Raw genomic sequence first — 25,526 nt, 5'->3', positions numbered from 1 at the left:
CGCGCTTTATCTGGCTTTGTGTTTTTTTTGAGAACCACCTGCTCAAATGACCTCAAGCACCTACAGTATTCAAAGGAGTCCCCCATGAAGAATTTTTCCAAGCTTGGCCTGGGTTTGACCGTCATTCTCGCTTCCTGCGGGCAGAGCACTCCTCAGGGTTCCGTCTCCCCCACCGCCGCCCAGTCGGGCGGACTGAAGACCCAGGCCACCACCCTCTCGGCCTGCTCGGCGCTGTACGCCTCGGGCCCCAGCGGCGTGCAGGTCGACAGCTCGATGCGCTACGGCCAGGTCGGCACCCTGATCCTGTCTTTCGCCGACAACGTCAGCAAGGGCCGCGCCATCTCCTGGATGGATTCCAATATGGATGTGGATCTCGGGAACGGCCTGGGGGCCTTTGACGTGCTGCCGATGGTGGCGGTCAAGACCCTGATCACCCAGGACCTGATCGGTCAGCTCAAGGCCAATCTGCCCGGTCTGGAGTCCATCTACCAGGACGCCCCGCTGCAGTACAAACTCGCCGAGAGCGTCAAGTTCATCGGGGCCGACACCGCACAGAGCACCTACGGCGTGACCGGCAAGGGCATCGGCGTGGGCATCATCGACTCGGGTGTGGACGGTACCCACCCCGATCTGGACCACATCGCCAAGAACGTGAAACTGGTCGGCCCCCTGACCGACACCCCGGCGGGCGGCTACCTGTACGTGGACCTGCCCAACACCGACACGAGCAGCGGCCACGGCTCGCACGTCGCGAGCACCATCGGCGGCAGCGGCGAGGCCTCTGCCGGCAGCGCCCGCATGCGGCGCGGCGTGGCGCCCGGCGCAACCCTGGTGGGCGTCGGCGCGGGCGACGGCCTGAGCATCCTGTACGCGCTGCAGGGCTTTGACTACCTGATGAAGCCCGACATCCGCGAGACCTACAACGTGCGCGTGATCAGCAACTCCTGGGGCAGCAGCGGCGAGTTTGCGCCGTACAACCCCATCAGCATCGCCGCCAAGCGCGCCTACGACGCGGGCATGGTCGTGGTGTTCGCCGCCGGCAACGAGGGACCGAACGCCAATACCCTGAACCCCTACTCGGCCAGCCCCTGCGTGATCAGCGTCGCTGCCGGAGACAAGCAGGGGTACCTCGCCAGCTTCAGCAGCCGTGGCCGCCCCGGTGACGCACTGGTTCACCCCGACGTGACCGCCCCCGGCGTGAAGATCAGCGCGGCGCGCGGCCTGACCGGTCTGGCCGCCACCACCGTGCCCGATACCGACAACCCCCGCTACTCCACCATCAGCGGCACGAGCATGGCGACCCCGCACATCAGCGGTGTGGTGGCCCTGATGCTCGAGGCCAACCCCAAGATGAACCTGGACAGCGTGCTCGCCGCCTTCAAGAAGACCAGCCGCGCGATGTACTACGTCGCCACCGCCACCAACGGCTTTGACCCGGCCCAGGTGGTCGTGAAGCAGCGCGAGGAGTGGGAAGTGGGCTACGGCTACGTGGACGCCAACGCCTCGGTGCGCGAAGCCGTGCGCCAGAACCCCACCCGCTACTCGGTCCAGACCACGACCCTGCCCGGCTGGAGCGGCACCGTGAACACCGCCGCCTGCGCCCCCACCGCCGGCTGCGTGCAGAATGCCGAGGACACCCACGTCCTGAACGTGCCGGCCGGCTCGAGCGTGCTGCGCGTCACCACCGATTGGGGCAACCCCGCCTTTGACCTGGACCTGGAGGTCTACAACCCCGCCGGTCAGCTGGTCGGCTCCAGCGCCCAGGGCACGAGCACCAACGAGGCCGTGAGCATTCCCAACCCGGTGGCCGGCAACTGGCGCGTGGTGCTCAAGGGCTACCTGAACGCCCCCACCCCCTACAGCGGCACCGCCGAAGTGGACCGCATCGTCAAGCAGTAAGCACCGCCGCCTCCATAACCACATGCACAGACCCCGTCCCCGTGGCGGGGTCTGTGCTGTGCTGCTGAAGCATCTGTCTGGGCCGGGGCCTCCAGAACAGCGGGCGGCCAAGACAGGCACAGAATGCGCCAAGTGATCTGCTCCGTCAGCCCCGCCCCGGGGACACACGCACTTGTCCAGCTCGGACCGAAGCGCGATGCTGACAGCACCGAGGACGGTTGGCAGAGGCGTCACGGTGACGCCTCTGCCCAGCCTCCACAATGGAGAGCGAAATGAGAAGAGACCTCACGACGATGCTGCTGGGCGCGGCCACCCTGGTCACGCTGGCCACAGCGATTGTTCTGGGCCTGGCCGCGCCGCTGGACCTCAACCAGGGATCGCTGGTGCGGCTGATGTTCGTGCATGTGCCCAGCGCGTGGCTGAGTTACCTGGCTTACGGCGGCACCGGGTTGTTCGGGCTGCTGTACCTGATCCGGCGCCAGCGGCGCTGGGACCGTCTGGCGCTGGCGAGCGCAGAAATCGGCGTGCTGTTCACGGTGGTGACCATCGTGGGCGGCATGCTGTGGGCCAAGCCGACCTGGGGCGTGTACTGGGTGTGGGACGCCCGGCTCACCACCACCGCCCTGAGCCTGGTGGTGTACGGCGGTTACCTGCTGATCCGCACCCTGATCGACGATCCCGAGCGCCGAGCCCGCGTGTCGGCAGTGGTGGGCATCGTGGGCACGCTGTACGTGCCGGTCAACTACATGGCGGTGGAGTGGTGGCGCGGAGTCCACCAGACCCAGACCCTCAAACTGCTGGGCAAGATGCGCTTTGACGCCGCGCCCATCTACGGCTGGGTCCTGCTGGTGGCCGTGATCGCCTTTACCTTCCTGTACCTGTACCTGCTGCGGGTGCGGGCCGTGCTGGCCGCCCGGGAGGAGGCCCGCGAGGAACGTGAACTGATGGAAGACCTGCGCGGTCAGAACAGCGCCCTGGGAGCCGCCCGTGGATAAGTACAGCGTGTATGTGATCGTCGTCTATGCCGTGACCTTCGTGCTGTTGCTGGGCTACCTGCTGTGGGTGTGGGCGCGGCTGCGCGCCGTCCGGGACGAACCGGGTGAGGCTCCCCGGTGACCCGGCCCGCGCCCCAGGCTCCGCTGCCCCGCGCCCGTCAGCGCCGCCGCAATCCGCTGCCGGTAGTACTGGGTGTGGCGGCCCTGGCCGGCCTGACCGGTTTCATCGCCTTCGGAAACCTGAACAAGAGCCTGGAATACTTCGTGACCCCCACGGAGTACCAGCAACAGCGCGCCGAGCTGGAGGGCCGCCCCATCCGCATCGGCGGGCTGGTCCGGGCGGTGAACTACGACCCCCAGACCCTCAGCCTGCGCTTCGTCGTCTCGGACGGCGGGGCCAGCTTTCCGGTGCAGTACAGCGGCGCGGTCAGCGACCTGTTCAAGGAAAACCAGGGCGTGGTGGTGCGCGGCGAGTTTCAGGGCGACACCTTTCATGCCCAGGAACTGATCGTCAAGCACAGCGAGGAATACAACGTGCCCAAGACGCAGACGCAGCTGAAGGACATGCTTCAGCAGACGCAGTGAGAATTCGGTCCGGGCGCAGGCGGCGCGGCGACCCCACGGCTGCCCGCCGCCCACGCTCCGCACACCCCACAGAGGGACATTCATGCTGAACCTGATCTCCTTTTCATCCAGTGCGCTGGGTTCGCTGGGACAGCTCGCGCTGCTGGGCGCGCTGGGCTTTACGCTGATGGGGCTGCTGCTCGCCTTCGTGGGCGGCGTCCGGGCGGACGCGCGGGTGGTCGAGGCGGCGCGCCGGGCGACCTGGGCAGTGTTCGCGCTGATGAGCCTGGGAGCACTGGTGCTGATGGTCGCGCTGCTGAGCGACGACTTCTCGGTGCGCTACGTGGCCGAACATTCCATGCGTTCCTCCCCCACCTGGATCAAGGTCACCAGCCTGTGGGGGGCGCTGGAGGGCAGCATTCTGCTGTGGGCCTGGCTGCTGGCGGGCTTTGCGTTCATCCTGTCGCTGACCCTGCGGCGCGACGCCCTGAGGCCGTGGGCGCTGGGAACGATGTTCATCAGTCTGCTGTTCTTCGTGGGGGTGTGTGCCACCATCGCCTCGCCGTTCACGCCGGTCTCCGGCCTGCTGGCCGACGGGCGCGGTCCCAACCCGGCGCTGCAGAACCACTGGATGATGGCCGTTCACCCGGTGTTGCTGTACCTGGGCTTCGTGGGCCTGAGCGTGCCGTTCGCCTACGCGGTGGCCGCGCTGATCACGGGCCGCCTGAGCGACCACTGGGTCGTCGTGACGCGGCGCTGGACGCTGGTCGCGTGGACCTTCCTGACCGCTGCCATCGTCGCGGGCGGCTGGTGGAGCTACGAGACGCTGGGCTGGGGCGGGTACTGGGCCTGGGACCCGGTGGAGAACGCCTCCTTCATTCCATGGTTGCTCACCACCGCCTTTCTGCACAGCATCCAGATTCAGGAAAAGCGCGGGCTGATGCGCTCCTGGAACGTGTGGCTGATCGTGCTGGCGTATTCCAGCACCGTGCTCGGCACCTTCCTCAACCGCAGCGGCATCGTGCAGAGCGTCCACGCCTTCGCGGGCGGGCCGGTGGGCCCGGTTTTCCTGGGCTTCCTGGCCTTCTTGCTGATCGTGGGCATCGGGCTGGCCGCGTGGCGCGCGCCCTCCCTGCGTGACGAGGCCGAACTGCCTGCCCCGGTCAGCCGCGAGGGCGCGTTCCTGGCCGGCAACTGGCTGTTTCTGGTCTTCGCCTTCATGGTGCTGCTGGGCACGCTGTTTCCAACCTTCGTGGAGGCCGCGCAGGGCCGCCGGGATGCCAGCGTGGGCCCGGCCTTCTACAACGCCTTCGCCATTCCCCTGGGCCTGGGCCTGCTGCTGCTGATGGGCGTGGGGCCGCTGCTGCCGTGGCGGCGCGCGGACGGCCAGAGCCTGTGGCGGGCGCTGTGGCCGCTGCTCGCCTCGGGCGTGGGGGCCGCCGGGATCGCCCTCGTGTTCGGCGTGCGCGCCCCCGGCGTGCTGCTCACCGTGGGACTGGCCGCCTACAACGTTGTTGGGCTGGGCCTGCTGACTGCCCGCGCGGCGCGGCAGAGCGGCGGCCTGACCCGAACGCTGCGGGCCCAGCCGCGCCGGTACGGAGCGTACACCGCCCACATCGGTCTGGTCGTGCTGGCGCTGGGTCTGGCCTTCAGCAGTGCGTACCGCCGCGACGCCCAGATCACCCTGAACCTGCAGGCCGCGCCCAGCACCCTGCTGAGCGAGCGGCTGCAACTCACCGGACTGCGCCAGGAGGACCGGGGCTTTGGAACCTCGGCCGTCGCCACCGTCCAGATTGACGGGCGGCCCTTCGAGAGCCGGCTGAACACCTATGTTCAGGCTCCCGGCACGCTGTTTCCGGCTCCCGCCGTGCGCTACGGCGCGCTGGGCGACACCTATCTGGTCGTCACGAGCATCGATCCCGCCGGAAAGTGGGCCAGCGTCCGCCTGATCGAGAGCCCGCTGGTGTCGTGGATCTGGTGGGGCACGCTGATCATCTGCCTGGGCGCGGGCCTCACGCTGGTCCAGCCTGCCCGGTCGCTTCCCTCCCGCTCGGCGGTCCGCCTCGCGCCCGCCACCGACTGACCCGACCCCGACCAAGCCCACCCCAACTGAGAGTGTGTCATGACTGAATCTTCTCCCTCCAGAACCCCCCAGGCCCGTGTGGGCACGCCGTGGCGGCGCGTGCTGCCCCCCGTGATCGCGGCGGCGCTGGTCGCGGTGCTGGGCTACACGCTGCTGAGTCCGGCCAGGAATGCCACCACCGGCGGCCCACTGATCGGCCAGGCTGCGCCCGCTTTTACCCTGCAAAGTCTGGACGGCGTGCCCATCACCCTGAGCAGCCTGAAGGGCCGCCCGGTCGTCCTGAATTTCTGGGCGTCGTGGTGCGGACCGTGCCGTGAGGAAGCGCCGCTGTTCCGCGAGTTGAGCGCCCGGCAATCGGCAGACGGCGTGGCGATTCTGGGCATCCTGTTTCAGGAAACCAAGGAGCAAAACGCCCGCGATTTTATTCAGGAATACGCCCTGGCCTATCCCAACCTGAAAGACCCCGGCATCAATACCGGCGTCGATTACGGCGTCTCCGGCATTCCCGAGACGGTCTTTATAGACCGGGCGGGCATCGTGCAGCACATGGACCGGGGCGGCCTGACCCGTGAGCGGCTCAATGTGGGGCTGGAAAAGATCGGGGTGAAGGGGCTGTGAGGCCCAGCCAGCACCTGCTCAGCGCCGCCCTGTGCCTGATTCTGCTGGGCGCCCCGGCCCACGCCGCATCCCCCACCCTGAGCCCCGATCAGGAAGCGCGTGCGGTGGCCATCCAGAAGAACCTGCGCTGCCCGCTGTGCGACACAGGCGAGTCCATCGCCGAGTCGCGCAGCGACATCAGCATCAAGATGCGCTCGTCGGTGCGCGAGCAGGTTGCCGAGGGCCGCAGCGACGCGGCGATCTACAGCTTCTTCTCGGCGCGGTATGGCAATTTCGTGCTGCTCGATCCCCCCAAGTCGGGGCGCAATCTGCTGCTGTGGGGCGCTCCCCTGATCGCCCTCGCCGGAGGCGGCGCGGCGCTGTGGGCCTTTTTGCGCCGGCGGGGAGTGCCCTCTCCTGCCGCCGGGGAGCCGCACGAGAATGAACCCCACGACGCCTATCTGGCCCAGGTGCGCCGCGACACCGCCCGCCGGGGTGAATCGTGATCCTCAGCGTGATTCTGCTTGCCGTGATCGGCGCAGCAGCGCTGTGGCTGGTCCTGGACCCGCTGCGCCGCGCGGCCCCCGAGGACCCGGACGCTCCCGAGCGTGACCGCCTGATCGCCGAGCGGGATCAGCTGTATGCCGCGCTCACCCACCTGGAAGACGAGGCGCGCCGCCCGGATCTGGAACGCCGCGCGGCCCTGACGCTGCGGGCGCTGGACGCCCTGCCCCCGGCGGCCCGGGGCGGCTCCCCCCGGCGCTCGCGGACGCTGGCACTGGCCGGCGTGGGCGTGGCCGCGCTGCTCACGGTGGCGGGCGCGCTGACCTTTGTGCCGCGCTGGCAACTGGCCTCGCTGGAGCCGGCGGAGGCGGGCAAGGTCCAGGCCGTGTTGAAGCTGCCTTCGCTGAAAGCCGCGGCCCAGCGCAGCGGCGCCAATGCCGATTACCTGGCCTGGGGCCGCGCCGCCTTCGACTCGGCCACCTACGATCAGGCGGTCACCGCCTACGGCAACGCCCTGAAGCTGGACCCGCGGCAGCCCGAGGCACTGCGCCGGCTGGGCATCCTGTTGCTCACGCGCGGCGAGCAGACCGGGCAGCCCCTGGCCGCCGAGGACGCCCAGCGCGCCGCCCTGCTGATCCGCAGCGCCGCCCAGCTGGCGCCGAATGAGCCCGAGTCCCAGCTGCTGCTCGGCTTTGCACTTTCCCGCTTTGGTGAGGATCAGGCGGCCCTGAGCGCTCTGGAACGCTACCGCACCCTGGACCCCACCGGGCGCGACGCCGACGACGTGATCACCGCCCTGCGCGCCCGCCTCAACCAGAATGACCCGGCGCTGAAGCTGTACGCGGGCAGCTGTGCGTCGTGCCACGGAACTGCGGGCGGCGGCGGCCTCGGCCCCAGCCTGCGCGCCTCGACCCTGAGCCGCGCGGCCCTGCAGGGCGTGATCGTGAACGGCCAGGGAGCCATGCCCGCCTATCCCGACCTGAAGCCCGGCGATCTGAACCTGCTGCTGGACCTGCTAGAGAAGTGGCAGCGGGAGGAATGACAATGAACCCCGGCACTCCACACCCCGTACGTCCCCCCCGCTGCCCCGCCCCCCCGTCTGCGGAAGGCCGCAGCGTCCTGCGCCCCGCATGATTTCCCGCCGCGCCCTCCTTGAAAAGTGGTGGCTGCTGCCGGTGGCGGCCACCGTGGGAACCTTCGGATACATGGGCTGGTATGCCGCGCGCGTGACCTTCCGCAAGCAGCGGGCCGCCGCGCCGCAGTTTCAGGACGCCCCTCCCCGGTCCGTGGCGCCGCTGTCTGCCCTGGAAACCGAGTGGGACAACGTGGAGTTCACGTATGCCGGCCGGCCCTGCACGGCGCTGCGCGTGCCCCAGCCCGTGGAGGGCGGGCTGACTGTGGCGGGGGGCGGGCATCTGGTGGCGTACTCGCGGGTCTGCACGCACCTGGGGTGCCCGGTGAACCTGGTGCGGGACCCGGAGGTCCTCGCCTTCGCCTTCAACTACCGCCCCCCCCCGGGGGCCACCCACCCGCAGCTGGGCTGCCGCTGCCACTTCAGCGTCTTCGATCCCCTGCAGGCCGGGGAGGCCGTGTTCGGCAAGGCCAACGCGCCGCTGCCCCGGGTGCGGCTGGAAGTGCGGGACGCCACGGTCTGGGCCACCGGCATTGAGCCTGCGCCGCCGCAGGACGGCTAAACTTCAGACATGGCAACCGCCGCGATGGACCTGACCTGGACGAGCGGGGACGCCAGCGCCGCCTCGGGCATCCTGATCGCCGCCGCCCTGCACCTGAAAGACCGCGGAATGCCGCTGTGGCCGGAAAGCAGCCTGGTCCCCGAACGGTTGGCGCGGTACTACCCGCCGGCATGCTGGCGCGTGGCGTGGCACGCGGACGCGGCGCTGGCGTGCATGTGCCTGCTGGACACGGACCCCCTGTTCTGGCCGGACGACCCGCCGGGCGAGGCGCTGTACCTGCACAAACTGGCGGTGCATCCCCACGCACAGGGCCAGGGACTGGCCGCCCACATACTCACGGCGGGCCAGCGCGAGGCGGCGGAGCGTGGCCGAAGCTGGCTCAAGCTGGACACGGCCACCGCCCGCCCCAGGCTGCGGGCCATCTACGAAACCTTCGGGTTTCAGGACATGGGCCGGCGTGAGGTCAAGGGCTTCGACGTAACGCTTTACCGGCTGCCGGTCTGAACCTGTGCCGGACACCCCGCCTGCGGGCGGGGTAGCATCAAGCGTTTATGTCATTGCCACTGATTGTGAGCGCCGGAGAAGCCCTGACCGATCTGGTGACCGCTGGAGAAAACCGGTGGACAGCCCATCCGGGCGGAGCGGGCTGGAACGTTGCGCGGGCCTGCGCCGCCCTAGGGGTGCCCAGCGCCTTTGCCGGAGCGGTGGGGCAGGACAACTTCGGCGATGACCTCGCGCAGGCCTCGGCCCAGGCCGGACTGGACCTGCGCTTTCTGCAGCGCGTGCCTGCCCCCACCTTGATGGCGGTGGTCTACCGCAGCGACCCACCCGCCTACCGCTTTCTGGGCGAGAACAGCGCTGACCTGCACTTTGACCCGGCCGGGTTACCGCAGGGCTGGCTGGAAGCGGCCCGCTGGCTGCATGTGGGCGGCATCAGCCTGAGCCGCTGGCCGCTGGCCGACACCCTGCTCGGGGTGATCGGGGAGGCCCGCGCCGCCGGGGTGAAGATCAGCTTCGATCCCAACGCCCGCATCACCCACCGCCACCCGGATTATCCGGCGGTGTTCGAGCGGGTGGCGCGGCAGGCCGACCTGATGAAATTCAGCGATGAGGACCTGGCCTTCTTCTTTCCCGGGATCTCGGAGCCGGGGGCGCTGCAGCAGCTGCGCGGCATGAATCCGCGCGCGCCCATCGTGATCACGCGCGGCGCACAGGGGGCCTCGCTGTACCACGCCGCGGGCCGGGCCGACGTGAAGGCCGTGCCGGTGCAGGTCGCCGACACCGTGGGCGCGGGCGACGCCCTGTGCGCGGGCCTGCTCGTCGGGGCCACCGAGCGCCCGGAGGCCCGCTGGACCGAACATCTGGCGCTGGGCCTGCGGGCCGCCGCCGCCGCCTGCGCCCATGCCGGAGCTTACGCGCCCACACGGGCGGACGTGGAGGCGCTGAGCTAGGACCCTGCTGGGCTAGGACCCTACCGGCCCGGAAAATGCCGGTGGATTACACCACCAGATGGGCGTCGTCCTGCTCGGCCATCATGCGCAGGAAGGCGTCGACGTACTGCGGATCAAACTGATGCCCGGCCTGCATGCGGATCTCGGCCAGCGAACGCTCACGGGTCCATGCGGGCTTGTAGGGCCGCGCGGTGCTCAGGGCGTCGTACACGTCCACAATGGAAAACAGCCGGGCCGTGTCGGGAATGTTCTGCCCGCGCAGACCGGCCGGGTAGCCGGTGCCGTCCCAGCGCTCGTGGTGGTAGCGCACCAGATCCAGGGTCTCGGCCGGCAGAAAATGCAGGTCCTGCAGCATGTCGTAGCCCACCGTGGTGTGCGTCTGGATGATCCGGCGTTCCTCGCTGTTCAGCGTCGCCTGTTTGTGCAAGATGCGGTCCGGAATGGCCAGCTTGCCCAGGTCGTGCAGGTACGCGCCCCAGCGCAGGGCCTTGACCTGATCCTCGTCCCAGCCCAGCCGGCGGGCCAGGCGCACGCTCGTGCTGACCACCCGGCTGGTGTGGCCGCCGGTGTCGTCATCGCGGCGCTCCAGGGCCGCGCCCAGCGACCGCAGCGTCAGGTCGTTGGCGTCGCGCAGGTCGCGGATGGCGTTCCACTGGCCCAGCTGTGCGCCCAGCAACCGCGCGAAGGACGCGACCACCGAGACCTCGTCCTCCCCGAATTCCACATCGGTGTTGCGGGTCAGGATCAGCACGCCCAGATGGTTGGAGGCCCGGCCGAACACCGGCGCGACGTGATAGTGCAGCCGTTGTGGACGCTGCAGCAGTGCCAGCGCTTCCTCGGCCACCCAGTGATCGGCCTGCACGCTGCGGCTGTCGTTGTCACTGGGGTGAATCGGACGTTCCAGAAAGGCCTCGTAGGCCCCGCGCGCCGCCAGGATGTACGGCGTGCCCTGGCGGTAGGCCACAAAGGCCATGTTCGGCGCGACCCGCAGGGTGTCCAGGATGCTCACGCCGGCGCGGATGATCGCGTCGGCGTCGCGGGCATCGGCCAGGCGTTCACTGCCCGCCCGCAGCGCGGCCAGCGTCTTGCGTTGCCACGCGAGTTCGCGGGCCGCGCCCTGTTCGCGCAGCGTGACGTACCCCAATCCGCCGGTGATCAACAGCGCCGCAAGCAGCTCTTCCCAGGAGGGCTGCGATCCGGGCCGTGCCAGCGAGGCGACGAAGGCGACCGGATAGATCAATAGGGCCGCCCAGCGCCAGTTGCCCCCCAGGGTCCAGGCAGGCAGCAGCGCCAGCAGGGCGGCTCCCGCCATCAGCCCGGGACGGCCTACATAGACTCCGTAACCAGCCAGACCAGCCGCCAGCAGAAAAAGCAGAAAGGACCACGGCGCGGTGCGGAACACGCCGGAAGTCTAACACCCGTGTGAAACCTTGCTAAAGAAAAATGCTGTGCTGTTGCCCGGCAGCGTGCCCGTCGGAGCAGGGGAACCGGCTTCCCAGCACATTGCCGGACCTCTCCCGCACGCCCCACCGACGTGCTGGCCGGCCAAAGTGCAGCCAAGTGCGGCCAGAGGAGCGGCCACACGGCCCGCCCCGGCACGGAGCTTGGGACTTCGGGGGCCCTCCCCCCCCCTCACCAGGGATTCAGACCGGCTGCAGATCCACCATCCGGTTGTGGGCGTCCACAATCACGACCCGGGGTTCAAGGGTACGGGCCTCTTCCTCGGTGTACTGGCCGAAAGCCGCGATGATCACTAGGTCACCGGGCCGCATCAGGTGGGCGGCGGCTCCGTTGATGCCGATCACGCCGCTGCCGCGCGGGCCGCTCAGGGCGTAGGTGTGCAGCCGGTTGCCGTTGGTGACATTCCAGATGTCCACCCGCTCGTTCACCAGAATGTCGGCGGCGTCGAGCAGGTCTTGGTCGACGGTCACGCTGCCCACATAGTCGAGGTCAGCCTGGGTCACGGTGGCGCGGTGGATCTTGGCCCTGAACATGATGCGTTGCACAGCCGGGCATTGTACGTGATGGCAGCCTCAGGGGGCGTTCGGGGACGTGCGGCCCAGCCCACCTCACCGCTCAGAGGAAGCCCCGGCTTCGTCGGGCGGGGTGCCGTCCACGAACACGGTCTTCTGATCGGTGTAATGCACCGCCCCGGCGGGCGCACCCCGGGGCCGCCACACGAACTTGACGCGCGTGTAGTCTACCGGCACGTTGCTGCTGCCGCGCGCCTTGCTGTGGGTGGCCGCCAGCCGCGCGGCGTACAGGATGTCCGGCTGAGCCAGCTCCTTGCCGCCGGTGCGCACGAGGACGTGGCTGCCGGGATACCCCTGGGCATGAAACCAGTAGTCCAGGCTGCGGCCCAGCCGGTGGGTCAGGGTGGCGTTTTCCTTGTTGTTGCGCCCCACCAGCACCTCGTACCCGCCCGGCGTGGCAAAGCGCATGCCGTACTGGCTCTTCTCGGGACGCTCGGACTGCAGGGTATCGGCCAGCGCGCCCAGTTCCTCCAGGGTGGCGTTTTCCAGGTGCCGCACACGCGCCTCAGCCTCCTCCAGTTCAGCACGCAGGACCGGCTCGCGTTCCAGCAGACGTTCGTACACCTCTTCCCGGCGGCGGGCACGGGTGTACCGCTTCTCGGCGTTCTGGACGGCGCTGAGGTTGGGCTCCAGGGCCAGCGGACGGGGCCCGCTGCCGTCGAAGGCAGGCAGTTCGGCGCTGACGCTGCCGGGCGCCACCGTATGCGCATAGGCCATCAGCAGGTCGGCCTCCTCGCGGTCGGCGGCGGCGGCCTCCACGCCCTCCTCGGCGCGGGCAACGTCGGCAAGCTGATTGCGCAGCAGGGTCACGCGCTTTTCCAGCGGCTCGGACAGGGCCCGGCGCAGTGCCGCGGCCTTCTCGCTGCGGGCGGCCTCGCGGGCCCCGTCCTGCATGACCCCCTGGCTGACGGTCGGGTCGGCGGCCAGCGAGCGCAGCGCCGCAAGCACCTGCGGCCAGCGCCCGCCGGGAGCCTCGCTGCCCGGCAGCCCCGAGCGGCGCAGGAGTTCGGCTCCCAGCAATGGTCCCAGGCCGTCCAGACGCTCGCGCCAGCGGCCCAGGGGCAACGCCGACAGGGACTGCGCCTCCTCCTCGGTCAGCGTACGCGGATCGAGTTTGTCGTAGGGCGGCGGCGGCGTGTATGGTCCCCCGCTGCGAATGGTGCGGAAGCGGTTGCGGCTGCCCGTGACCTCGCGCGCGGCCATCACGATGCGTCCGGTAAAGCCCTCGCCCTCCTCCAGCACGAGCAAGTTGGCGTTGCGTCCGGTGACCTCGAACAGCAGTCGGGTGGGGGCCTGATCCACAAAGCCCGCCTCGCCCGCAAAGTGCAGGGCCACCACCCGGTCGAGCTTGAGCTGCTGCACGTCCAGCAGGTCCCCGCGCACCCGCGCCGCCAGAAAGCGCTGGAAGGGGCTGTGGGGCTCGCCGCGCAGCCGCTCACGCGACACGAACAGCACCGGCTGGGGGGGGCGGTAGGCGAGTACCAGATTGCGCCGCTCGCCCGGCCCCGGACCGTCCAGGAGCAGGGCGGCGGTGGTCTCGTCAGGAAAGACCCAGCCCAGCGTGCGCAGGGGCAGCTGCGGCGTCAGGTCACCCAGCACCCGGGCGAGCATCAGCCCTTCCATGAAATACCTCGGCGGGGCAGCGGGAAACACATCATCCGGGCATGCTAGCGCCGAAGGAGGTGGGCGGCACAGGAATACAGGCCAACGGGAACATGAGCAAAGCGCACCTCCCGGAGGAAGTGCGCCCTGGAGATGGCCCGTGAACTTTAGAAGAAGTTGCCGATGCGGAAGTAGAACTGGCCGCGCTGGTTCTGGGGGCTGTAGCCGTAGTCGAAGCGCAGGCTGGGCAGCAGCGCGCCGCCGATGCCCAGGTTGAGCTGCACGCCCGCCCCGACACCGTACTTCAGGTTGAAGTTGGGGTTCTCGCGGGTGCCCCATGCGCTTCCGGCATCCGCGAAGACCACGCCGTACAGGCCCTGGGCGACGCCCGCCTTGAGGCCGAAGTCGTAGCGGTACTCGGCGCTGGTGGTCAGGTAGTTGACGCCGAACAGCTGGCCGTTGTCCAGGCCGCGCAACTGGCGCGACGCCTCGGGGGTGCTGCCGCCGCCGATGGCAAAACCGGTGCCGCCCGGAGCGGTGACGGTTCCCAGGATGGTGCCCGCGTTGGCGCGCACGGCGAAGACCTGCTGGCTGTTGCTGACGCCCAGGTCCTTCTCGAGGGTGCGGCCAAACCCGAAGTAGGTGCTGCCGCCCGCTTCCAGGTCCGTCCAGCTCAGCGGCACCTGACCCTGGCGTCCCACGTTGTACCCCGCGTTCAGGTTGGCGCGGAAGCCGCTGTCGGGGAACTCGGGGTTGTCGGTGCTGTCGTAGATCAGGTTGCCGCTCACACGCGTGGTGACGCCCGCCTCGGGCAGGCGCGCCCTGGCCTGATCCTCGGTGAAGGTGTAGCTGGTCGCGGCCCCGCCGTTCGTGCCCGGCACCTCCACGGTGTTCTTGTCGTCTTTCTGCAGCTCTTCAAGGTAGTAGGTCTTGTAGCTGACCCCCACACCGACGTTGGCATACAGGTACTTGCCCAGGTTGCGCCCGGCATTCACGCTGAAGCCGGTGCTGCGCACGGTGTAGTCGTAGCCGGTGTCGGTGCTCGCCGGGAGACCGGTGGTGGCGGGAGAATCGCTGGGGCGGGTGTAGATCGCGTTGTTGCCGACCACGGTACTGCCCACAGCGACCGACACGCTGGTGCGGTTTTTCTGGAAGTCCAGGAAGTTCAGGTCCAACCAGGGAATGGTGTAGCTGGCATTGCCCACGAAATTCTGTCCGGCCTGGTTCTGCTGCGCGCCGATGCCGACCGTGAAGCTCTGGCCCAGCCCGAAGACATTGGAGTTGGTGTAGGCGGCGTCGCCGCTGAAGCCGCCGGCAAAGCTGTCATAGGTCAGGCCCAGGTTCACCGGAATGCCGGTCTTGGTCTCGGCGACGCCCAGCACGTAGGTCACGTTTTCCGGGTTCTGCGGGTCGCTGCGCACCGATTCGGTGGTCACGCGCACGAAGCCCAGGCGGCTGATGCGGCCCAGCGCTGCGCTCAGGGTCTCACGGTTGAAGGCTGTGCCTGCGTCGGGAAGCTCGCGCAGAATCACGCGGTCCTTGGTCTTGTGCTCGCCCTGCCACTCCAGCTCGTAACCGACCAGACGGACCTCGCGGACGTTGAAGGTCAGTGCGCCGTCCTTAAAGGCGATGGCGTCGCGGGTGCTGATCTCGTAGCCCGCCTTGCGGTAGGCATCCCGCAGCGCCAGGAAGTCGTTCTGGGCGAGCTGCGGGCTGTAGGTGTCGCCCACCTTGGTCTTGATGGCGGCAAGCAGGGTGGCGGACGGCACCAGGGTGTTGCCGGTCACGCTGATGGACTTCACCGGCCCCGAGGCCACGTCCGCCGCACCGAACAGCACGGTGACCTGTCCAGGGTTCTCGGGGTTGGGCTGCAGCGCAAAGCCCACCGGCTTGCCGGTCTGGTTCGCCAGGGTCCGCACGTCCGCCTGCAATCTGGCCAGGGTCACCGGCTGCCCGGCAGAGGTCTGCAGGGCCACCTGGGGGCTGCCCAGGCCGCTTAAGTCCACGCCCGCAACCTTGCCCTCAACGGCGGTGACCTTGAGGATCCCGTCGGCAAGGGTGCTGCTGCGGACATCCACCCCGGCCTGCAGGTAGCCGGCGTCGTCGTAGGCCTGCTGCAGCGCCTGCACCGCGCCGTAGTAGAGGTCCGGCGTGAACTTGCGGGCGTCATACAGCGGCTTGAAGATGTTCGTGACGGTGGCGGCGGGCAGCAGCGACACGCCCGAGACCTCGACCCGCTTGATCGGGGCCGTTTCATCCACCACGAAGGTAACGGTCACGCTGCCGTCTTTCCCGGGCTTCACATCGGCACTGATGCTGGGGGCAAACGGATAGCCCTCGGCCTGGTAGTTCTGGGCCAGGGCTTCTTTGGCCTGATCGATGCGCTGGGTGTTGAGGGTCGCGCCGGGAGCAATGTTGAGCAGTTCGCCGATGGACTTCTTGAATGCGTCGGGCGATAGGAAGGTCAGTCCGCTGGCCTCGACCGCAGTGATGGTCGGGTTGGGCACCACCGTGACGTTCAGGGTGTCCTTGCCCGCCACCGTACGCAGTTCGGCCACGGCACTCTTGAAGTACCCGGTGGCGACGACCTCCTGCTCGACCTGACGCAGGTTGACGCTCGACAGCGGCGCGCCGGGCTGAATGCTGAGGGTGGCGCGCAGAAAGTTGCTGAGCAGTTCAGAAGTTCCGGACACCGTCACGTCCTGAACGGTGCCTGCGGTCTGGGCGACGGCGGGAGCGGCCAGAAGGACGGTCACGGCGAGCGTCATGGGGTATCGCATTCTTCTCCTAGTTTCGCACACCCTGAACTCGCCCCCGGCGCCATCCTGGACTGGAGCGGCAGATGGGCTGGGGGCCGGGTGTGGCGAGTACTGCTGTTCACAGTTGCCGAGCGTCCCCTGAGAAGGGTGAAGAATGGAGAGAGATGCGTGAAACTTTGCTGCTGATGCGGGCACACCCGCGAGCCGACTTGAGCGAACGAACGACTTGGGTGAGAATGCCCAACGTGTTCTCAACAACGCTGCGCTGTTGCGCCGTCCGTCTGGCCGGCCAGGAAACCGGATGAGTCTGTCCGAGGTGCTGGCCCGTCTGCGCGCCCTGGAACGCGAGTGGGGCCGCGAGGAGGGCAGCGCGCGCCTGGTGGCCGTGACCAAGGGTCAGACGCTGCAGAGCATCGAGGCGCAGGTGCTCGCGCACGGCGACTTTCCGCTGGGCGAGGGCCGCGCCCAGGAACTGCGTGACAAGGCCGCCGAATTCGCCCAGGCCGGGCGCCGGGTCGAGTGGCACTACATCGGGCCGCTGCAGCGCAACAAGGTCAAGTATCTGCGGCCCGTGACCCTGGTCCACGCCATCGAGGCCGGGTGGCAGGCCGAGGCCATCGCGGCGGCGGCCGAGGGATGGGGACACGCACCGGACGTGCTGCTGCAGGTGCACAACGGCGAGGCCCAGAAACACGGCATTCCGGTGGCTGACCTGGGCGGTGTGCTCTCGGACGTGCGCGCAACCGGCCTGAATGTGCGCGGCCTGATGGTCATGGCTCCCGAGTTTGGTGCCGAGGTGCCGGCACCCCAGGCCGAAGACCGTATCCTGCAGCTGTTCAGCGACACCGCGCGGCGTGCCCATGACCTGGGCCTGCCCGAACTGAGCATGGGCATGAGCGGCGATTATCCGCTGGCCGTGCGTGCAGGAGCCACCCTGATCCGGGTGGGAAGGAGCCTTTTTTCGTGACCCACCATCTCTCCCACAACACCGACAAGCTTTCGCCCCTGGACATCCGCCATCAGGAATTTCCCAGCCGCTTCCGGGGCTATGACCGCTCCAGCGTGCGCGCCTTTCTGGCCCGGGTCTCCGATGAACTCGAGACCCTGCTGCAGGGCGGCCTGCAACAGCGCGAGCGCCTGACCGTACTGGAGCGCGAACTCGAGGAACAGAAGCAGGCCCAGGACGAGATCCGGCGCGCCGTGATGGCCGCCGAGCGCATCGGCCACGAGATGCGCGAGAACGCCACCCGCGAGAGCGAGCTGCTGCTCGCCCAGGCGGGCGCGCAGAGCGATCAGCTGCTGCGGGAAGCCCAGTCGCGCAACGTGGAGATGGAGGCGCAGCACGGCGCACGCATGGCGGCCCTGGAGGCCACCTTTCACTCGCGCTTCGCCGATCTGGAACGCGACCACCACCAGCTGCTGCTGGAACGCGAGCGGGTCCAGACCGAACGCATCAACGCCCTGGAGCGCGCCTTCGCCCAGCGCCACGCCGAACTGACCTCACGCCTGGCCGGAGCGCGCCAGGAATACGTGCAGTTCCTGGGCGGCTACCGCGCGCTGATGTCCTCGTTCTCCGAGCTCTCGGCCCGCCATGTGCTGCCCGAGGACATGGCCCTGCCGTCCTCCAGCCTGCCGGCCCAGAACCTGAGCCTGCCCTCCTCGCCGTCACACGAACAGGACGGCGAAGATGGGGCCGACCCTGCCGCGTCGGGCTCTGCACCTCAGCCGGACGACGACCAGCTCGTCTCGGTGGAAGGACAGCAGTTCCTGTAATGCCCGCGCGGCACCTCCCATCCGGCGGGCTGCCCCAGGTGCGCCTGCCGGTATCCGACCCGGCCTTCGTGCGCGACCCGTATCCGCTGCTCCGTGAACTGCGTTCACAGACGCCGGTCTTCCACGATCCAGGGCTAGACCGGGTGGTGCTGACCCGGTATGCCGACATCTCGGCGACCCTGCGCGACAAACGTCTGGGCCGCAGCGCCCTGCACCGCTACTCGCGCGATGAGCTGGGCTGGCCGCCGCCCGATCCCGCTCAGGCCAGCTTCGACGCCTTCAACAGCAACCATCTGCTTGACAGCGAGCCGCCCAAGCACACCCGGCTGCGCTCGCTGGTGGGTCTGGCCTTCACGCCGCGCCGGGTGGAGGCGCTTCAGGCCCGTATCGAGGCCATCCTGGCCGGGCAGTTGCGCGGTCTGGGGGCGGCGGGCCACTTCGATCTGATCGCCGACTATGCCGAGCCGCTGCCGGTCACGGTGATTGCCGAACTGCTGGGAGTACCGCAGGAAGAGCGCGCCCTGCTGCGTCCGTGGTCGGCGGCGATCGTGCGGCTGTACGAACCCGCCCCCACGCGCGAGGATCAGGCGGGGGCCGAACGCGCCGTGCAGGAATTCAGCGCGTTGCTGCGGGGGCTGGCCCGCCAGCGCCGTGCCACGCCCCAGGACGACCTGATCACGGCGCTGGTGGAGGCCGAGGCCGCCGGCGACCGCCTGAGCGAACAGGAGCTGATCGACACCTGCATCCTGCTGCTGAATGCCGGGCACGAGGCCAGCGTCAACGGCCTGGCCGGAGGAGTGCTGGCCCTGTTGAGACAGCGTGAACACTGGCAGGCGCTGGTGGACGCCGCTCCGCACGGCGGCAGCCTGCCCACCTTCCGCCGCGCCGCCGAGGAACTGCTGCGCTTTGACACGCCGCTGCCGATGTTCGAGCGCATCGTCCTGGAGCCGCTGGAACTGTGCGGCGCGGCCCTGAACCCCGGTGACCGTGTGGCGCTGCTGTACGCCAGCGGCAACCGCGACGCCAGCAAGTTCACGCAGCCCGACGACCTGAACCTGAGCCGGGATCCCAACCCCCACCTCACCTTCGGCCTGGGCATCCACTACTGCCTGGGCGCGCCGCTGGCCCGGCTGGAACTGGCCCTGAGCCTGCAGGCCCTGTGCCGCGCCATGCCGGACCTGCGGCTGGCCGATCCGGACGACCCGGGCGACTATGCCGGCGGCTTCGTAATCCGCGGGCTGGCCCGGCTGAACGTGGTGGCCAGCTAGGGGAAGCGGGCAGGCGGCAGGGAGCGGTGGGGAGGTTGCAGGCCGCGCTTCAGGAACGCCGGGGCAAGGAGCCTGCCAGAGCGTGGGGCTGCAGGGCAACCCTGACCCGGCAGGCTTATCCGTCTGCCGCCGTACGTTTCGTTCCAGAGGGCGTGACCGGAAACTGATCTGAGAGAAAGCCCCGCCACCACACCGCCGCCAGTTCTCCGTCTGCCGCCTCGGCGTGGGCCTCCTGCGCGCGGTCCAGGGCGAGCAGGGCCAGCACGCGGGCCGGGCTGCGCGGGGCGCTGCGCTCCAGGGCCTTGGTTGCCGTGCGTGCGCCCTTGGGGCCGCCCAGCCGCCGCTGGGCATGGGCCAGCACCGCCAGCAGGTGGGCGTCGGCAGCCTGCCCGGTCTGCTCGGCCACCTTCAGGCCCTCGGCCAAGGTCCGCAGGGCCGCGTACGGGTCGGGCAACAGCTGCTCACCGCGCAGCGTGGCGGCGGCAACCACCGCTGCGCCGTCGCCCTCGCGGCGGGCCAGAGCGAGGGCCTGCAGGGTGGCCCCCTGGGCCGAACCGTCGGCCAGTTGCCAGTGGGCGCGGGCCCGCAACACGGCGGAGCGGGCGGTCTGGGGCAGGGTGCCCAGCACCTCCAGAGCCGTCGCCGCGTCGCCCAGCCGCAACAGGGCAGCCGCGTGGGTCAGGGGGTCTGCATCGCCCCAGCGCAGCGCAAGCCGGGGCCGGCCCGAGTGGAGGGCGAGCCGGGCCGCCGCCTGACACTCGTGGTCTGTCAGCGCCGTGGTAACGTCGCCGGCCTCTGCACGGGCCAGCAGGGAGGTCAGGTCCGGGGCAGCCGCATCCATATCGGCGCAGCATACGCGACCGATGGCGTCCCCGTTCGTGGCTGTTTTATGACTGGGGAAGCGGTCCCAGCGTCAGGCGCTCAGGGCCATGTCCAGGCCCAGAAAGCGCCACAACGAGCGGCGGGGCACACGCAGGCCGCTGGGGTGTTCGACCGCTCCCAGACGTCCATCACGGATCCAGCGGCGCACGGTTCTCTCGTGCGTGCCGGTGAAATCGGCAACCTGACTGACTTTGAGCAGCATGGGCAGGCTATGAAACTGGTCTGAAAGGGTCATGCGTGACCTCCCAAAAAGAGCGCGGGGCCACCACACGGCAGCCCCAGGCAGGATTTGTTTTCAGCGTTCATCGAAACTTCGGCGCGGCGCAGCACATACGGCGGCCGGGTCTCACGGGCACCGCCGCCCGGTACGCCACCCTGTGGAGGCGCAACCCGGAACCGAACAGTCATCCGTTTCAACTTGCGCGGAGATTACCACACGGGGTGTCCAGGCGCGGTTAAAAATGGCGGCGTCCCCCCCTCCCCCCCAGTGTATGAGCCGGAAAGAAAAAATGCGTGTTAGAGGGCACTTCACCCCTCCTGGTTCATCGGCACTTAACTTAAGAATTTTTTCACAGATTTGCTCACGGCGAATCCCTAGTGTTGCCCCACACGGCACAAACCGCAGGTTTCTGACAACTACACCCCAGAGGTGGGTTGCCGCTGTCCTCGTATTCGGCTCCCCGTGAATACCCTGGAGGTTTCAAACATGACCCAGCTCAAGAAAACGCTCGGACTGACCCTCGCCACCCTCACCCTGAGTGCATTGATGGCCTCCTGCGGCAGCCAGACTCCCAACGCGGGCGCGGTCAAGACCGGCGGGGAGGAGCAGGCCGCCGCTCCGGCCGCCCAGCCGGTCAACATCAGTGCCCTGCCGCTGGACCCAAACCTGACGCGCAGCGCCTTTCAGGAACAGGCCACCGAGCCCTACAACATCACCCTGAAGTTCGCCTCGGGCAGCTCCACCAGCGTCGTCAACGCGATGCAGGCCGCCGCGTCGCGCTGGCAGAGCGTGATCACCCAGGGCCTGCCCAGCTACTCCGCCAACATTCCCGCCAATTCCTGTGGCAGCAACGCCAAGTACGTGGGCACCATCGACGACATCCTCGTCTTCACCGGCAACACCAACATTGACGGCCCCGGGGGGACCCTGGCCCAGAGCGGGCCGTGCAGCGTGCGCACCAGCAGCGGACTGACCATCTACAGCACGCTGGTCTTCGACACCGCCGACCTGACGCAGTTCAGCAGCCAGCTCGCCGACATCGCCGTGCACGAGCTGGGGCACTCGCTGGGTATTGGGACGCTGTGGCAGCAGTTCGGACTGGTCGGCGGCATCGGCGGCAGCAACCCCGTGTACTACGGCAGCAACGGCGTGCGCGAGTACCGCGCGGCGGGCGGCACTCTGTCCACGGTGCCGGTCGAGAACCAGGGCGGCCCCGGCACAGCGGGCGGCCACTGGCGCGAGACCGTCTTCAAGACCGAGCTGATGACCGGCTACCTCAACAGCGGCGTCTTTAACCCCCTGTCACGCATGAGCGTGGGCAGCCTGCAGGACATGGGCTACGTCGTGAACTACGGAGCGGCCGACAGCTACACCATTCCCAGCATGAGCGGTCAGGCCCTGGGCCAGACGCTGGAACTCGGCGGCCGGGAGCAGCTCATCACGCCGACCTACCGCGGCGAGTAAGCGCCCCCACCTCAAGCTCTTCCCTGTCCCCGCCTCGAAGCACCGAGGCGGGGACCTTCACGTTCTGTTTCCTCCTGGCCCCACACCACGCGCTACCCTCTGGCCTGATGAGCCTTCTGTCGCAACTGTCGGGCACCTTCGTGAATGTGGGGACCGTGCTGCTGGGCACCCTGCTCGGCCTGACGGTGGGTGGGCGGCTGCCCGAACGGACCCAGCGCTCACTGCTGCAGACCCTGAGCTTGGTCACGCTGTTTATCGGGCTGGACATGGCCGGCAACCTCAACCGCGTGGCGGCCGGCAGCATTCCCGGCGTGATTCTGGCGCTGATCAGCCTCGCGGCGGGAGTGGTGATCGGGGAGGCGCTGGGCATCGAGGAAGGACTGGCGCGGCTGGGCGAGACCCTGAGGCGGCGCTTCCGGGGCGAGGGCCGCTTTACCGAGGGCTTCGTGGCCGCCAGCTTGCTGTTCTGTATCGGCCCCATGACCTTCGTGGGTGGGCTGCAAAACGGCCTGACCGGTGATTCTTCCACCTACATCCTGAAAAGCACCCTGGACGGCATCGCCGCGCTGGCACTGGCCGGTGCCTACGGCATTGGCGTGGGGTTCAGCGCAGTCACGGTGCTGCTCGTGCAGGGAGGCATCAGCCTGGCGGCCGGGGGCTTCGCGGCCAGTCTGCTGGGCGGCGCAGACCCCGAGGTCCTGAAGACCAATCCGTATGTCCTGATTCTCACCGGGGCCGGGGGGCTCACCATCATCGGCATCAGCTGGAACCTGATGCTGGCCGGACTGGGCATGGAGGACCGGCGCGTGCGGGTGGGCAGCATGCTGCCGGCACTGCTGCTTGCTCCCCTCGCCCTGGGGCTCGCGAACCTGACCCTGAGGTGAGAACGTGCGCGGCCCCTTCCGGCCGCTTTCTGCTGTCCCCAACGGCGCTGCGCTGCCTGCGGCCTTGAGCGTCGGCAGAGACTCTCTTAATGATCTTTCGCTATCAGTGCGTCATCAGTTTCAGCCGTTACCTTGACCACATTCCAGTTCAAGGAGGTTCCACCCATGCGCGATTCCATCCGTTCCCTCAGCACCCTGACCCTCGGTGTCCTTCTTTCTGGCGCGGCCGGCGCCAGCGACGCCAAGCTCAGCGCCCAGAGCATCATCGTGAACCCCACCCAGCCGGACCTGAGCGTGCAGGTGTGGACCAACCGCGACGCCAGCGGCGCGGGCAACCCCACCTATCAGATCGGTGAGCGAATCAGCGTGGGACTCAAGACCAACGCGGCCGCCTACGTGTACCTATTCAACGTGAATGCCGACGGCGCGATTGATCTCTTCTTTCCCAACCGCTACGAGGACAACAACTACGTGGCGGCCGGCACGGCGCGGGTGTTCCCGGCGGGCGACGCCGCGTACAACCTCAGCGTCGGCGGCCCGGCCGGGCAGGACAAGCTGCTCGCCCTGGCAAGCACCACCAAGCTCAGTCTGGACGACATCTTCCGCTTTGAGGGCCAGCAGGATTTCGCCACCGTGAAGGTCAAGGGGCAAGATGACCTGGCGCAGGCGCTGAGCATCACCGTCAACCCTCTGCCTGCCGACGGCTGGACCACCGATACCGCTTTCTTCCGGGTGGCAACGGCCGCCCAGACCCCGGCCCCGCAGCCCACGCCCACCGCCCGCATTCAACCGGGCCAGCGCCAGGACGGCTCCATTGACGGGGCGATGGTGGACGCCTACGCGCGCCTGAAGGGTGGGGAGTCCCTGGGCAATGCCACCACCTACGCCACGCCGTGGGGAGACGGCTGGTGGCAGAAGTTCAACGGCGTGGGAGCATACGGCGACGCCGTGCTGCTGCATGCCAACGGCAGCAGCCGTTCTTACGCGGTACACGGCCGCCTGCTGGAACGGTATCTCGCGCTGGCCCGGGCCGAGAACGGCGCGGTGCGTCCCCCCAGCCGCCTGGGCTGGGCCGCCGGCGATGAAAAGGTCATTCCCCAGAACCGCTACGGCACCACCGGCCTGTACGGCTTTTTCCAGAACGGTGCGCTGTACGGCTCCGAGAAGTACGGCACCTTCTGGCTCACCGGGCCGGTCCTGAAGGCCTACCAGGGCCTGGGTGGCAGCGGCAGCTTCCTGGGCTTTCCCACCCGCGACCAGTACTCGCTGAACGGAGCGTGGGCCGCCGACTTCGAGGGCGGCACCATCCGCACCGTGAACGGCGCCATCAAGATCTACCGCAAGTAGGGGCTGGGTTTTCGCCCCGCCCTCCTCCAACCTCCTGAACCTGCGTGCCGGGCGTGACTGGACACCCAACTCCGTGACCCCACCCCGGCTCCTTTTTCCTGCCCCCGCCCCGGGAGCAGGTCAGAATCGGCGCGTCTGTGCAGAGGCGAATCCCCTTTGCCACGGCGCACCCCAGGCCTCCCATTTACCGGCCCGTCCCTCCCACACCCATCTCAGCAACAGCCCGCCCCCGGACTCCGAAGTGAGTCGGGGGGCGAGGCCATGCCGCGCTCAGCTCAGCTTGGCCTTGAATTCCTCATAGCCGAAGGTCTTGACGCGTTCATAGGTGCCGTCCGGGCGCAGGATGCCGATGTCGGGGTGCTTGACGCCGTTAAAGAAGGTGGTCTTGACCATGGTGTAGTGGATCATGTCGTCGAAGACCACCCGGTCGCCGATCTCCAGCGGACGCCCGAAGACATACTCCCCCACCACGTCCCCGGCCAGACAGGTCGTGCCGCCGATCAGGTAGGGGTGTCCGCCGCCGTAGTCGTTGGCCTCGCGGTGCTCGTGTTCGGGGGGATCACCCGCGCCCAGAATGCGGGGGCGGTAGGGCATCTCCAGCACGTCGGGCATGTGCGCGCTCACCGAGATGTCGAGCAATGCGGCGTCCTTGACGTTGTGCACCACGTCCAGCACCGAGCTCACCAGCCAGCCGGTCTGCCAGCCGAAGGCGCTGCCCGGCTCCAGAATGACGTCCACATCCCACTTCTCCCGGAAGGCCCGCACCACCCGGATCAGGCGGGACAGGTCATAGCCCTCGCGGGTCATGAGGTGGCCGCCCCCAAAATTGACCCACTTCATGCGGGGCAGGACCTCGCCGAAGTTGCGCTCGACGACTTCCAGCGTGCGCTCCAGCGTGTCGCTGTCCTTTTCGCACAAGGTATGAAAGTGCAGGCCGTCCACGCCGTCGAGCAAGTCCTCGCGGAACTCGCGGCGGGTCACACCCAGGCGCGAGAACGGTCCGGCCGGGTTATACAGATCGGTCTCGACCTCGGCGTACTCCGGGTTGATGCGGATGCCGACCTCAATGGCGCGGCCCCCGGCGCGGGCAGCGTCCACCTGCGGCTTAAAGCGCTCCCACTGCGAGAACGAATTGAAGACCAGGTGGTCGGCCAGCTCCAGAATGCGCGGAAACTCCTCGGCGCTGTAGGCCGGAGCGTAGACGTGAACCTCGCCGCGCAGCTCCTCCCGGGCCAGCAGGGCCTCGTTCAGGCTGCTGGCCGTCGCGCCGGTGATGCCATACTCGCGCAGCAGGCCAAAGGTGCTCCACATGGAAAAGCCCTTGAAGGCCACGATGATCTGCGCGCCGCTCTCGCGCTGCACGTGGGAGATCAGGGCCAGATTGCGCCGCAGCCGCGACTCGTCAAGCACGAAGGCCGGGCTGGGAATGGAGGCCCAGTCGATGCCGTCCACGGGGGTCACGGCGGGGGCCTGGAAATCGGTCAGGGTCATGTGCGCAAGTTTAGCG

The 25,526-nt window shown here is 68.6% G+C and carries 24 protein-coding genes; 17 read left to right on the top strand and 7 right to left on the bottom strand.

The window, feature by feature from the left end:
* Window positions 1-84: 84 nt before the first annotated feature.
* The 11 genes from IEY21_RS05855 (at window position 85) to IEY21_RS05805 (ending at window position 9,787) form a co-directional block, all read left to right on the top strand.
* Window positions 85-1,899, top strand: coding sequence for a S8 family serine peptidase (locus tag IEY21_RS05855; protein WP_188902309.1), 1,815 nt, complete (start codon window positions 85-87; stop codon window positions 1,897-1,899).
* Between the two features lie 272 nt (window positions 1,900-2,171).
* A complete protein-coding gene (gene ccsA, locus IEY21_RS05850) occupies window positions 2,172-2,894 on the top strand; it encodes a cytochrome c biogenesis protein CcsA (RefSeq protein WP_188902307.1) in 723 nt (240 codons plus the stop codon).
* Window positions 2,887-3,015 (top strand): heme exporter protein CcmD, encoded by a 129-nt coding sequence (ccmD, locus tag IEY21_RS05845; RefSeq protein ID WP_188902305.1) that lies wholly within the window; start codon window positions 2,887-2,889, stop codon window positions 3,013-3,015. The genes ccsA and ccmD overlap by 8 nt, the downstream gene beginning before the upstream one ends.
* Entirely contained in the window at window positions 3,012-3,479 is a 468-nt protein-coding gene (ccmE, locus tag IEY21_RS05840; protein ID WP_188902303.1) for a cytochrome c maturation protein CcmE, read from the top strand. Before ccmD ends, ccmE begins: the two co-directional genes overlap by 4 nt.
* Before the next feature lie 82 nt (window positions 3,480-3,561).
* The gene (locus IEY21_RS05835) at window positions 3,562-5,541 is read left to right on the top strand and encodes a heme lyase CcmF/NrfE family subunit (RefSeq protein ID WP_188902300.1); all 1,980 of its coding nucleotides are present in this window, start codon (window positions 3,562-3,564) and stop codon (window positions 5,539-5,541) included.
* Window positions 5,542-5,580: 39 nt separating this feature from the next.
* Complete coding sequence (locus IEY21_RS05830) at window positions 5,581-6,159, top strand: TlpA family protein disulfide reductase (RefSeq protein ID WP_188902298.1); 579 nt, start codon at window positions 5,581-5,583, stop codon at window positions 6,157-6,159.
* Window positions 6,156-6,644, top strand: coding sequence for a cytochrome c-type biogenesis protein (locus tag IEY21_RS05825; protein WP_229752918.1), 489 nt, complete (start codon window positions 6,156-6,158; stop codon window positions 6,642-6,644). Before IEY21_RS05830 ends, IEY21_RS05825 begins: the two co-directional genes overlap by 4 nt.
* A complete protein-coding gene (locus IEY21_RS05820) occupies window positions 6,641-7,684 on the top strand; it encodes a c-type cytochrome (RefSeq protein ID WP_188902296.1) in 1,044 nt (347 codons plus the stop codon). The genes IEY21_RS05825 and IEY21_RS05820 overlap by 4 nt, the downstream gene beginning before the upstream one ends.
* Window positions 7,685-7,772: 88 nt before the next feature.
* Entirely contained in the window at window positions 7,773-8,336 is a 564-nt protein-coding gene (locus IEY21_RS05815) for a Rieske 2Fe-2S domain-containing protein (RefSeq protein WP_188902294.1), read from the top strand.
* A 9-nt stretch (window positions 8,337-8,345) separates the two neighbouring features.
* Window positions 8,346-8,840 (top strand): GNAT family N-acetyltransferase, encoded by a 495-nt coding sequence (locus IEY21_RS05810; RefSeq protein ID WP_188902292.1) that lies wholly within the window; start codon window positions 8,346-8,348, stop codon window positions 8,838-8,840.
* Window positions 8,841-8,887: 47 nt separating this feature from the next.
* Window positions 8,888-9,787 carry a carbohydrate kinase family protein gene (locus IEY21_RS05805; protein WP_188902290.1) on the top strand — a complete coding sequence of 300 codons (900 nt, stop codon included), beginning with the start codon at window positions 8,888-8,890 and terminating at the stop codon, window positions 9,785-9,787.
* A 46-nt stretch (window positions 9,788-9,833) separates the two neighbouring features.
* Here IEY21_RS05805 and IEY21_RS05800 read toward each other — a convergent pair whose 3' ends face one another.
* The 4 genes from IEY21_RS05800 to bamA form a co-directional block, all read right to left on the bottom strand.
* On the bottom strand, window positions 9,834-11,189 hold the full coding sequence (locus IEY21_RS05800) for an HD-GYP domain-containing protein (protein ID WP_308424820.1): 1,356 nt from the start codon (window positions 11,187-11,189) through the stop codon (window positions 9,834-9,836).
* Window positions 11,190-11,430: 241 nt separating this feature from the next.
* Complete coding sequence (panD, locus tag IEY21_RS05795) at window positions 11,431-11,793, bottom strand: aspartate 1-decarboxylase (protein ID WP_188902287.1); 363 nt, start codon at window positions 11,791-11,793, stop codon at window positions 11,431-11,433.
* Between the two features lie 63 nt (window positions 11,794-11,856).
* Window positions 11,857-13,443, bottom strand: a complete 1,587-nt coding sequence (locus IEY21_RS05790) for an Rqc2 family fibronectin-binding protein (protein WP_188902429.1) — start codon at window positions 13,441-13,443, stop codon at window positions 11,857-11,859.
* Between the two features lie 146 nt (window positions 13,444-13,589).
* The gene (gene bamA, locus IEY21_RS05785; protein WP_188902285.1) at window positions 13,590-16,202 is read right to left on the bottom strand and encodes an outer membrane protein assembly factor BamA; all 2,613 of its coding nucleotides are present in this window, start codon (window positions 16,200-16,202) and stop codon (window positions 13,590-13,592) included.
* 280 nt (window positions 16,203-16,482) lie between these two features.
* Between bamA and IEY21_RS05780 the strand changes: the two genes are divergently transcribed.
* The 3 genes from IEY21_RS05780 to IEY21_RS05770 are packed head-to-tail and all read left to right on the top strand — an operon-like array spanning window position 16,483 to window position 19,222.
* Window positions 16,483-17,148: an alanine racemase gene (locus IEY21_RS05780; protein ID WP_188902283.1), complete on the top strand. Its 666-nt coding sequence runs from the start codon at window positions 16,483-16,485 to the stop codon at window positions 17,146-17,148.
* Window positions 17,145-17,954 carry a DivIVA domain-containing protein gene (locus IEY21_RS05775; RefSeq protein ID WP_188902281.1) on the top strand — a complete coding sequence of 270 codons (810 nt, stop codon included), beginning with the start codon at window positions 17,145-17,147 and terminating at the stop codon, window positions 17,952-17,954. Before IEY21_RS05780 ends, IEY21_RS05775 begins: the two co-directional genes overlap by 4 nt.
* Window positions 17,954-19,222, top strand: coding sequence for a cytochrome P450 (locus tag IEY21_RS05770; protein ID WP_188902279.1), 1,269 nt, complete (start codon window positions 17,954-17,956; stop codon window positions 19,220-19,222). The genes IEY21_RS05775 and IEY21_RS05770 overlap by 1 nt, the downstream gene beginning before the upstream one ends.
* Before the next feature lie 115 nt (window positions 19,223-19,337).
* Here IEY21_RS05770 and IEY21_RS05765 read toward each other — a convergent pair whose 3' ends face one another.
* Window positions 19,338-20,063 carry a hypothetical protein gene (locus IEY21_RS05765; protein WP_188902277.1) on the bottom strand — a complete coding sequence of 242 codons (726 nt, stop codon included), beginning with the start codon at window positions 20,061-20,063 and terminating at the stop codon, window positions 19,338-19,340.
* Between the two features lie 72 nt (window positions 20,064-20,135).
* The gene (locus tag IEY21_RS05760; protein WP_188902275.1) at window positions 20,136-20,339 is read right to left on the bottom strand and encodes a helix-turn-helix domain-containing protein; all 204 of its coding nucleotides are present in this window, start codon (window positions 20,337-20,339) and stop codon (window positions 20,136-20,138) included.
* A 471-nt stretch (window positions 20,340-20,810) separates the two neighbouring features.
* Between IEY21_RS05760 and IEY21_RS05755 the strand changes: the two genes are divergently transcribed.
* The 3 genes from IEY21_RS05755 (at window position 20,811) to IEY21_RS05745 (ending at window position 24,019) form a co-directional block, all read left to right on the top strand.
* On the top strand, window positions 20,811-21,788 hold the full coding sequence (locus IEY21_RS05755) for a leishmanolysin-related zinc metalloendopeptidase (RefSeq protein ID WP_188902273.1): 978 nt from the start codon (window positions 20,811-20,813) through the stop codon (window positions 21,786-21,788).
* Window positions 21,789-21,895: 107 nt separating this feature from the next.
* Window positions 21,896-22,672, top strand: coding sequence for a DUF554 family protein (locus IEY21_RS05750; protein ID WP_188902271.1), 777 nt, complete (start codon window positions 21,896-21,898; stop codon window positions 22,670-22,672).
* A 165-nt stretch (window positions 22,673-22,837) separates the two neighbouring features.
* On the top strand, window positions 22,838-24,019 hold the full coding sequence (locus IEY21_RS05745; protein WP_188902269.1) for a DUF4384 domain-containing protein: 1,182 nt from the start codon (window positions 22,838-22,840) through the stop codon (window positions 24,017-24,019).
* A 270-nt stretch (window positions 24,020-24,289) separates the two neighbouring features.
* Here the strand turns inward: IEY21_RS05745 and nspC are convergent, their stop codons facing one another.
* Window positions 24,290-25,510 (bottom strand): carboxynorspermidine decarboxylase, encoded by a 1,221-nt coding sequence (nspC, locus tag IEY21_RS05740; protein WP_188902267.1) that lies wholly within the window; start codon window positions 25,508-25,510, stop codon window positions 24,290-24,292.
* Window positions 25,511-25,526 lie beyond the last annotated feature (16 nt).

The organism is Deinococcus aerophilus (assembly GCF_014647075.1).
GTDB classification, from domain to species: domain Bacteria; phylum Deinococcota; class Deinococci; order Deinococcales; family Deinococcaceae; genus Deinococcus; species Deinococcus aerophilus.
The sequence above is the reverse complement of the archived record's forward strand: the minus strand, read 5'-3'. Positions and strand labels throughout refer to the sequence as shown.

Excerpts from the sequence above, each read along its gene's own strand:
- IEY21_RS05855 (WP_188902309.1), top strand. The coding sequence starts at position 85 with ATGAAGAATTTTTCCAAGCTTGGCCTGGGTTTGACCGTCATTCTCGCT.
- ccsA (WP_188902307.1), top strand. The coding sequence starts at position 2,172 with ATGAGAAGAGACCTCACGACGATGCTGCTGGGCGCGGCCACCCTGGTC.
- IEY21_RS05835 (WP_188902300.1), top strand. The coding sequence starts at position 3,562 with ATGCTGAACCTGATCTCCTTTTCATCCAGTGCGCTGGGTTCGCTGGGA.
- IEY21_RS05830 (WP_188902298.1), top strand. The coding sequence starts at position 5,581 with ATGACTGAATCTTCTCCCTCCAGAACCCCCCAGGCCCGTGTGGGCACG.
- IEY21_RS05815 (WP_188902294.1), top strand. The coding sequence starts at position 7,773 with ATGATTTCCCGCCGCGCCCTCCTTGAAAAGTGGTGGCTGCTGCCGGTG.
- IEY21_RS05810 (WP_188902292.1), top strand. The coding sequence starts at position 8,346 with ATGGCAACCGCCGCGATGGACCTGACCTGGACGAGCGGGGACGCCAGC.
- IEY21_RS05805 (WP_188902290.1), top strand. The coding sequence starts at position 8,888 with ATGTCATTGCCACTGATTGTGAGCGCCGGAGAAGCCCTGACCGATCTG.
- IEY21_RS05790 (WP_188902429.1), bottom strand. The coding sequence starts at position 13,443 with ATGGAAGGGCTGATGCTCGCCCGGGTGCTGGGTGACCTGACGCCGCAG.
- bamA (WP_188902285.1), bottom strand. The coding sequence starts at position 16,202 with ATGCGATACCCCATGACGCTCGCCGTGACCGTCCTTCTGGCCGCTCCC.
- IEY21_RS05780 (WP_188902283.1), top strand. The coding sequence starts at position 16,483 with ATGAGTCTGTCCGAGGTGCTGGCCCGTCTGCGCGCCCTGGAACGCGAG.
- IEY21_RS05770 (WP_188902279.1), top strand. The coding sequence starts at position 17,954 with ATGCCCGCGCGGCACCTCCCATCCGGCGGGCTGCCCCAGGTGCGCCTG.
- IEY21_RS05765 (WP_188902277.1), bottom strand. The coding sequence starts at position 20,063 with ATGGATGCGGCTGCCCCGGACCTGACCTCCCTGCTGGCCCGTGCAGAG.
- IEY21_RS05760 (WP_188902275.1), bottom strand. The coding sequence starts at position 20,339 with ATGACCCTTTCAGACCAGTTTCATAGCCTGCCCATGCTGCTCAAAGTC.
- IEY21_RS05755 (WP_188902273.1), top strand. The coding sequence starts at position 20,811 with ATGACCCAGCTCAAGAAAACGCTCGGACTGACCCTCGCCACCCTCACC.
- IEY21_RS05750 (WP_188902271.1), top strand. The coding sequence starts at position 21,896 with ATGAGCCTTCTGTCGCAACTGTCGGGCACCTTCGTGAATGTGGGGACC.
- IEY21_RS05745 (WP_188902269.1), top strand. The coding sequence starts at position 22,838 with ATGCGCGATTCCATCCGTTCCCTCAGCACCCTGACCCTCGGTGTCCTT.
- nspC (WP_188902267.1), bottom strand. The coding sequence starts at position 25,510 with ATGACCCTGACCGATTTCCAGGCCCCCGCCGTGACCCCCGTGGACGGC.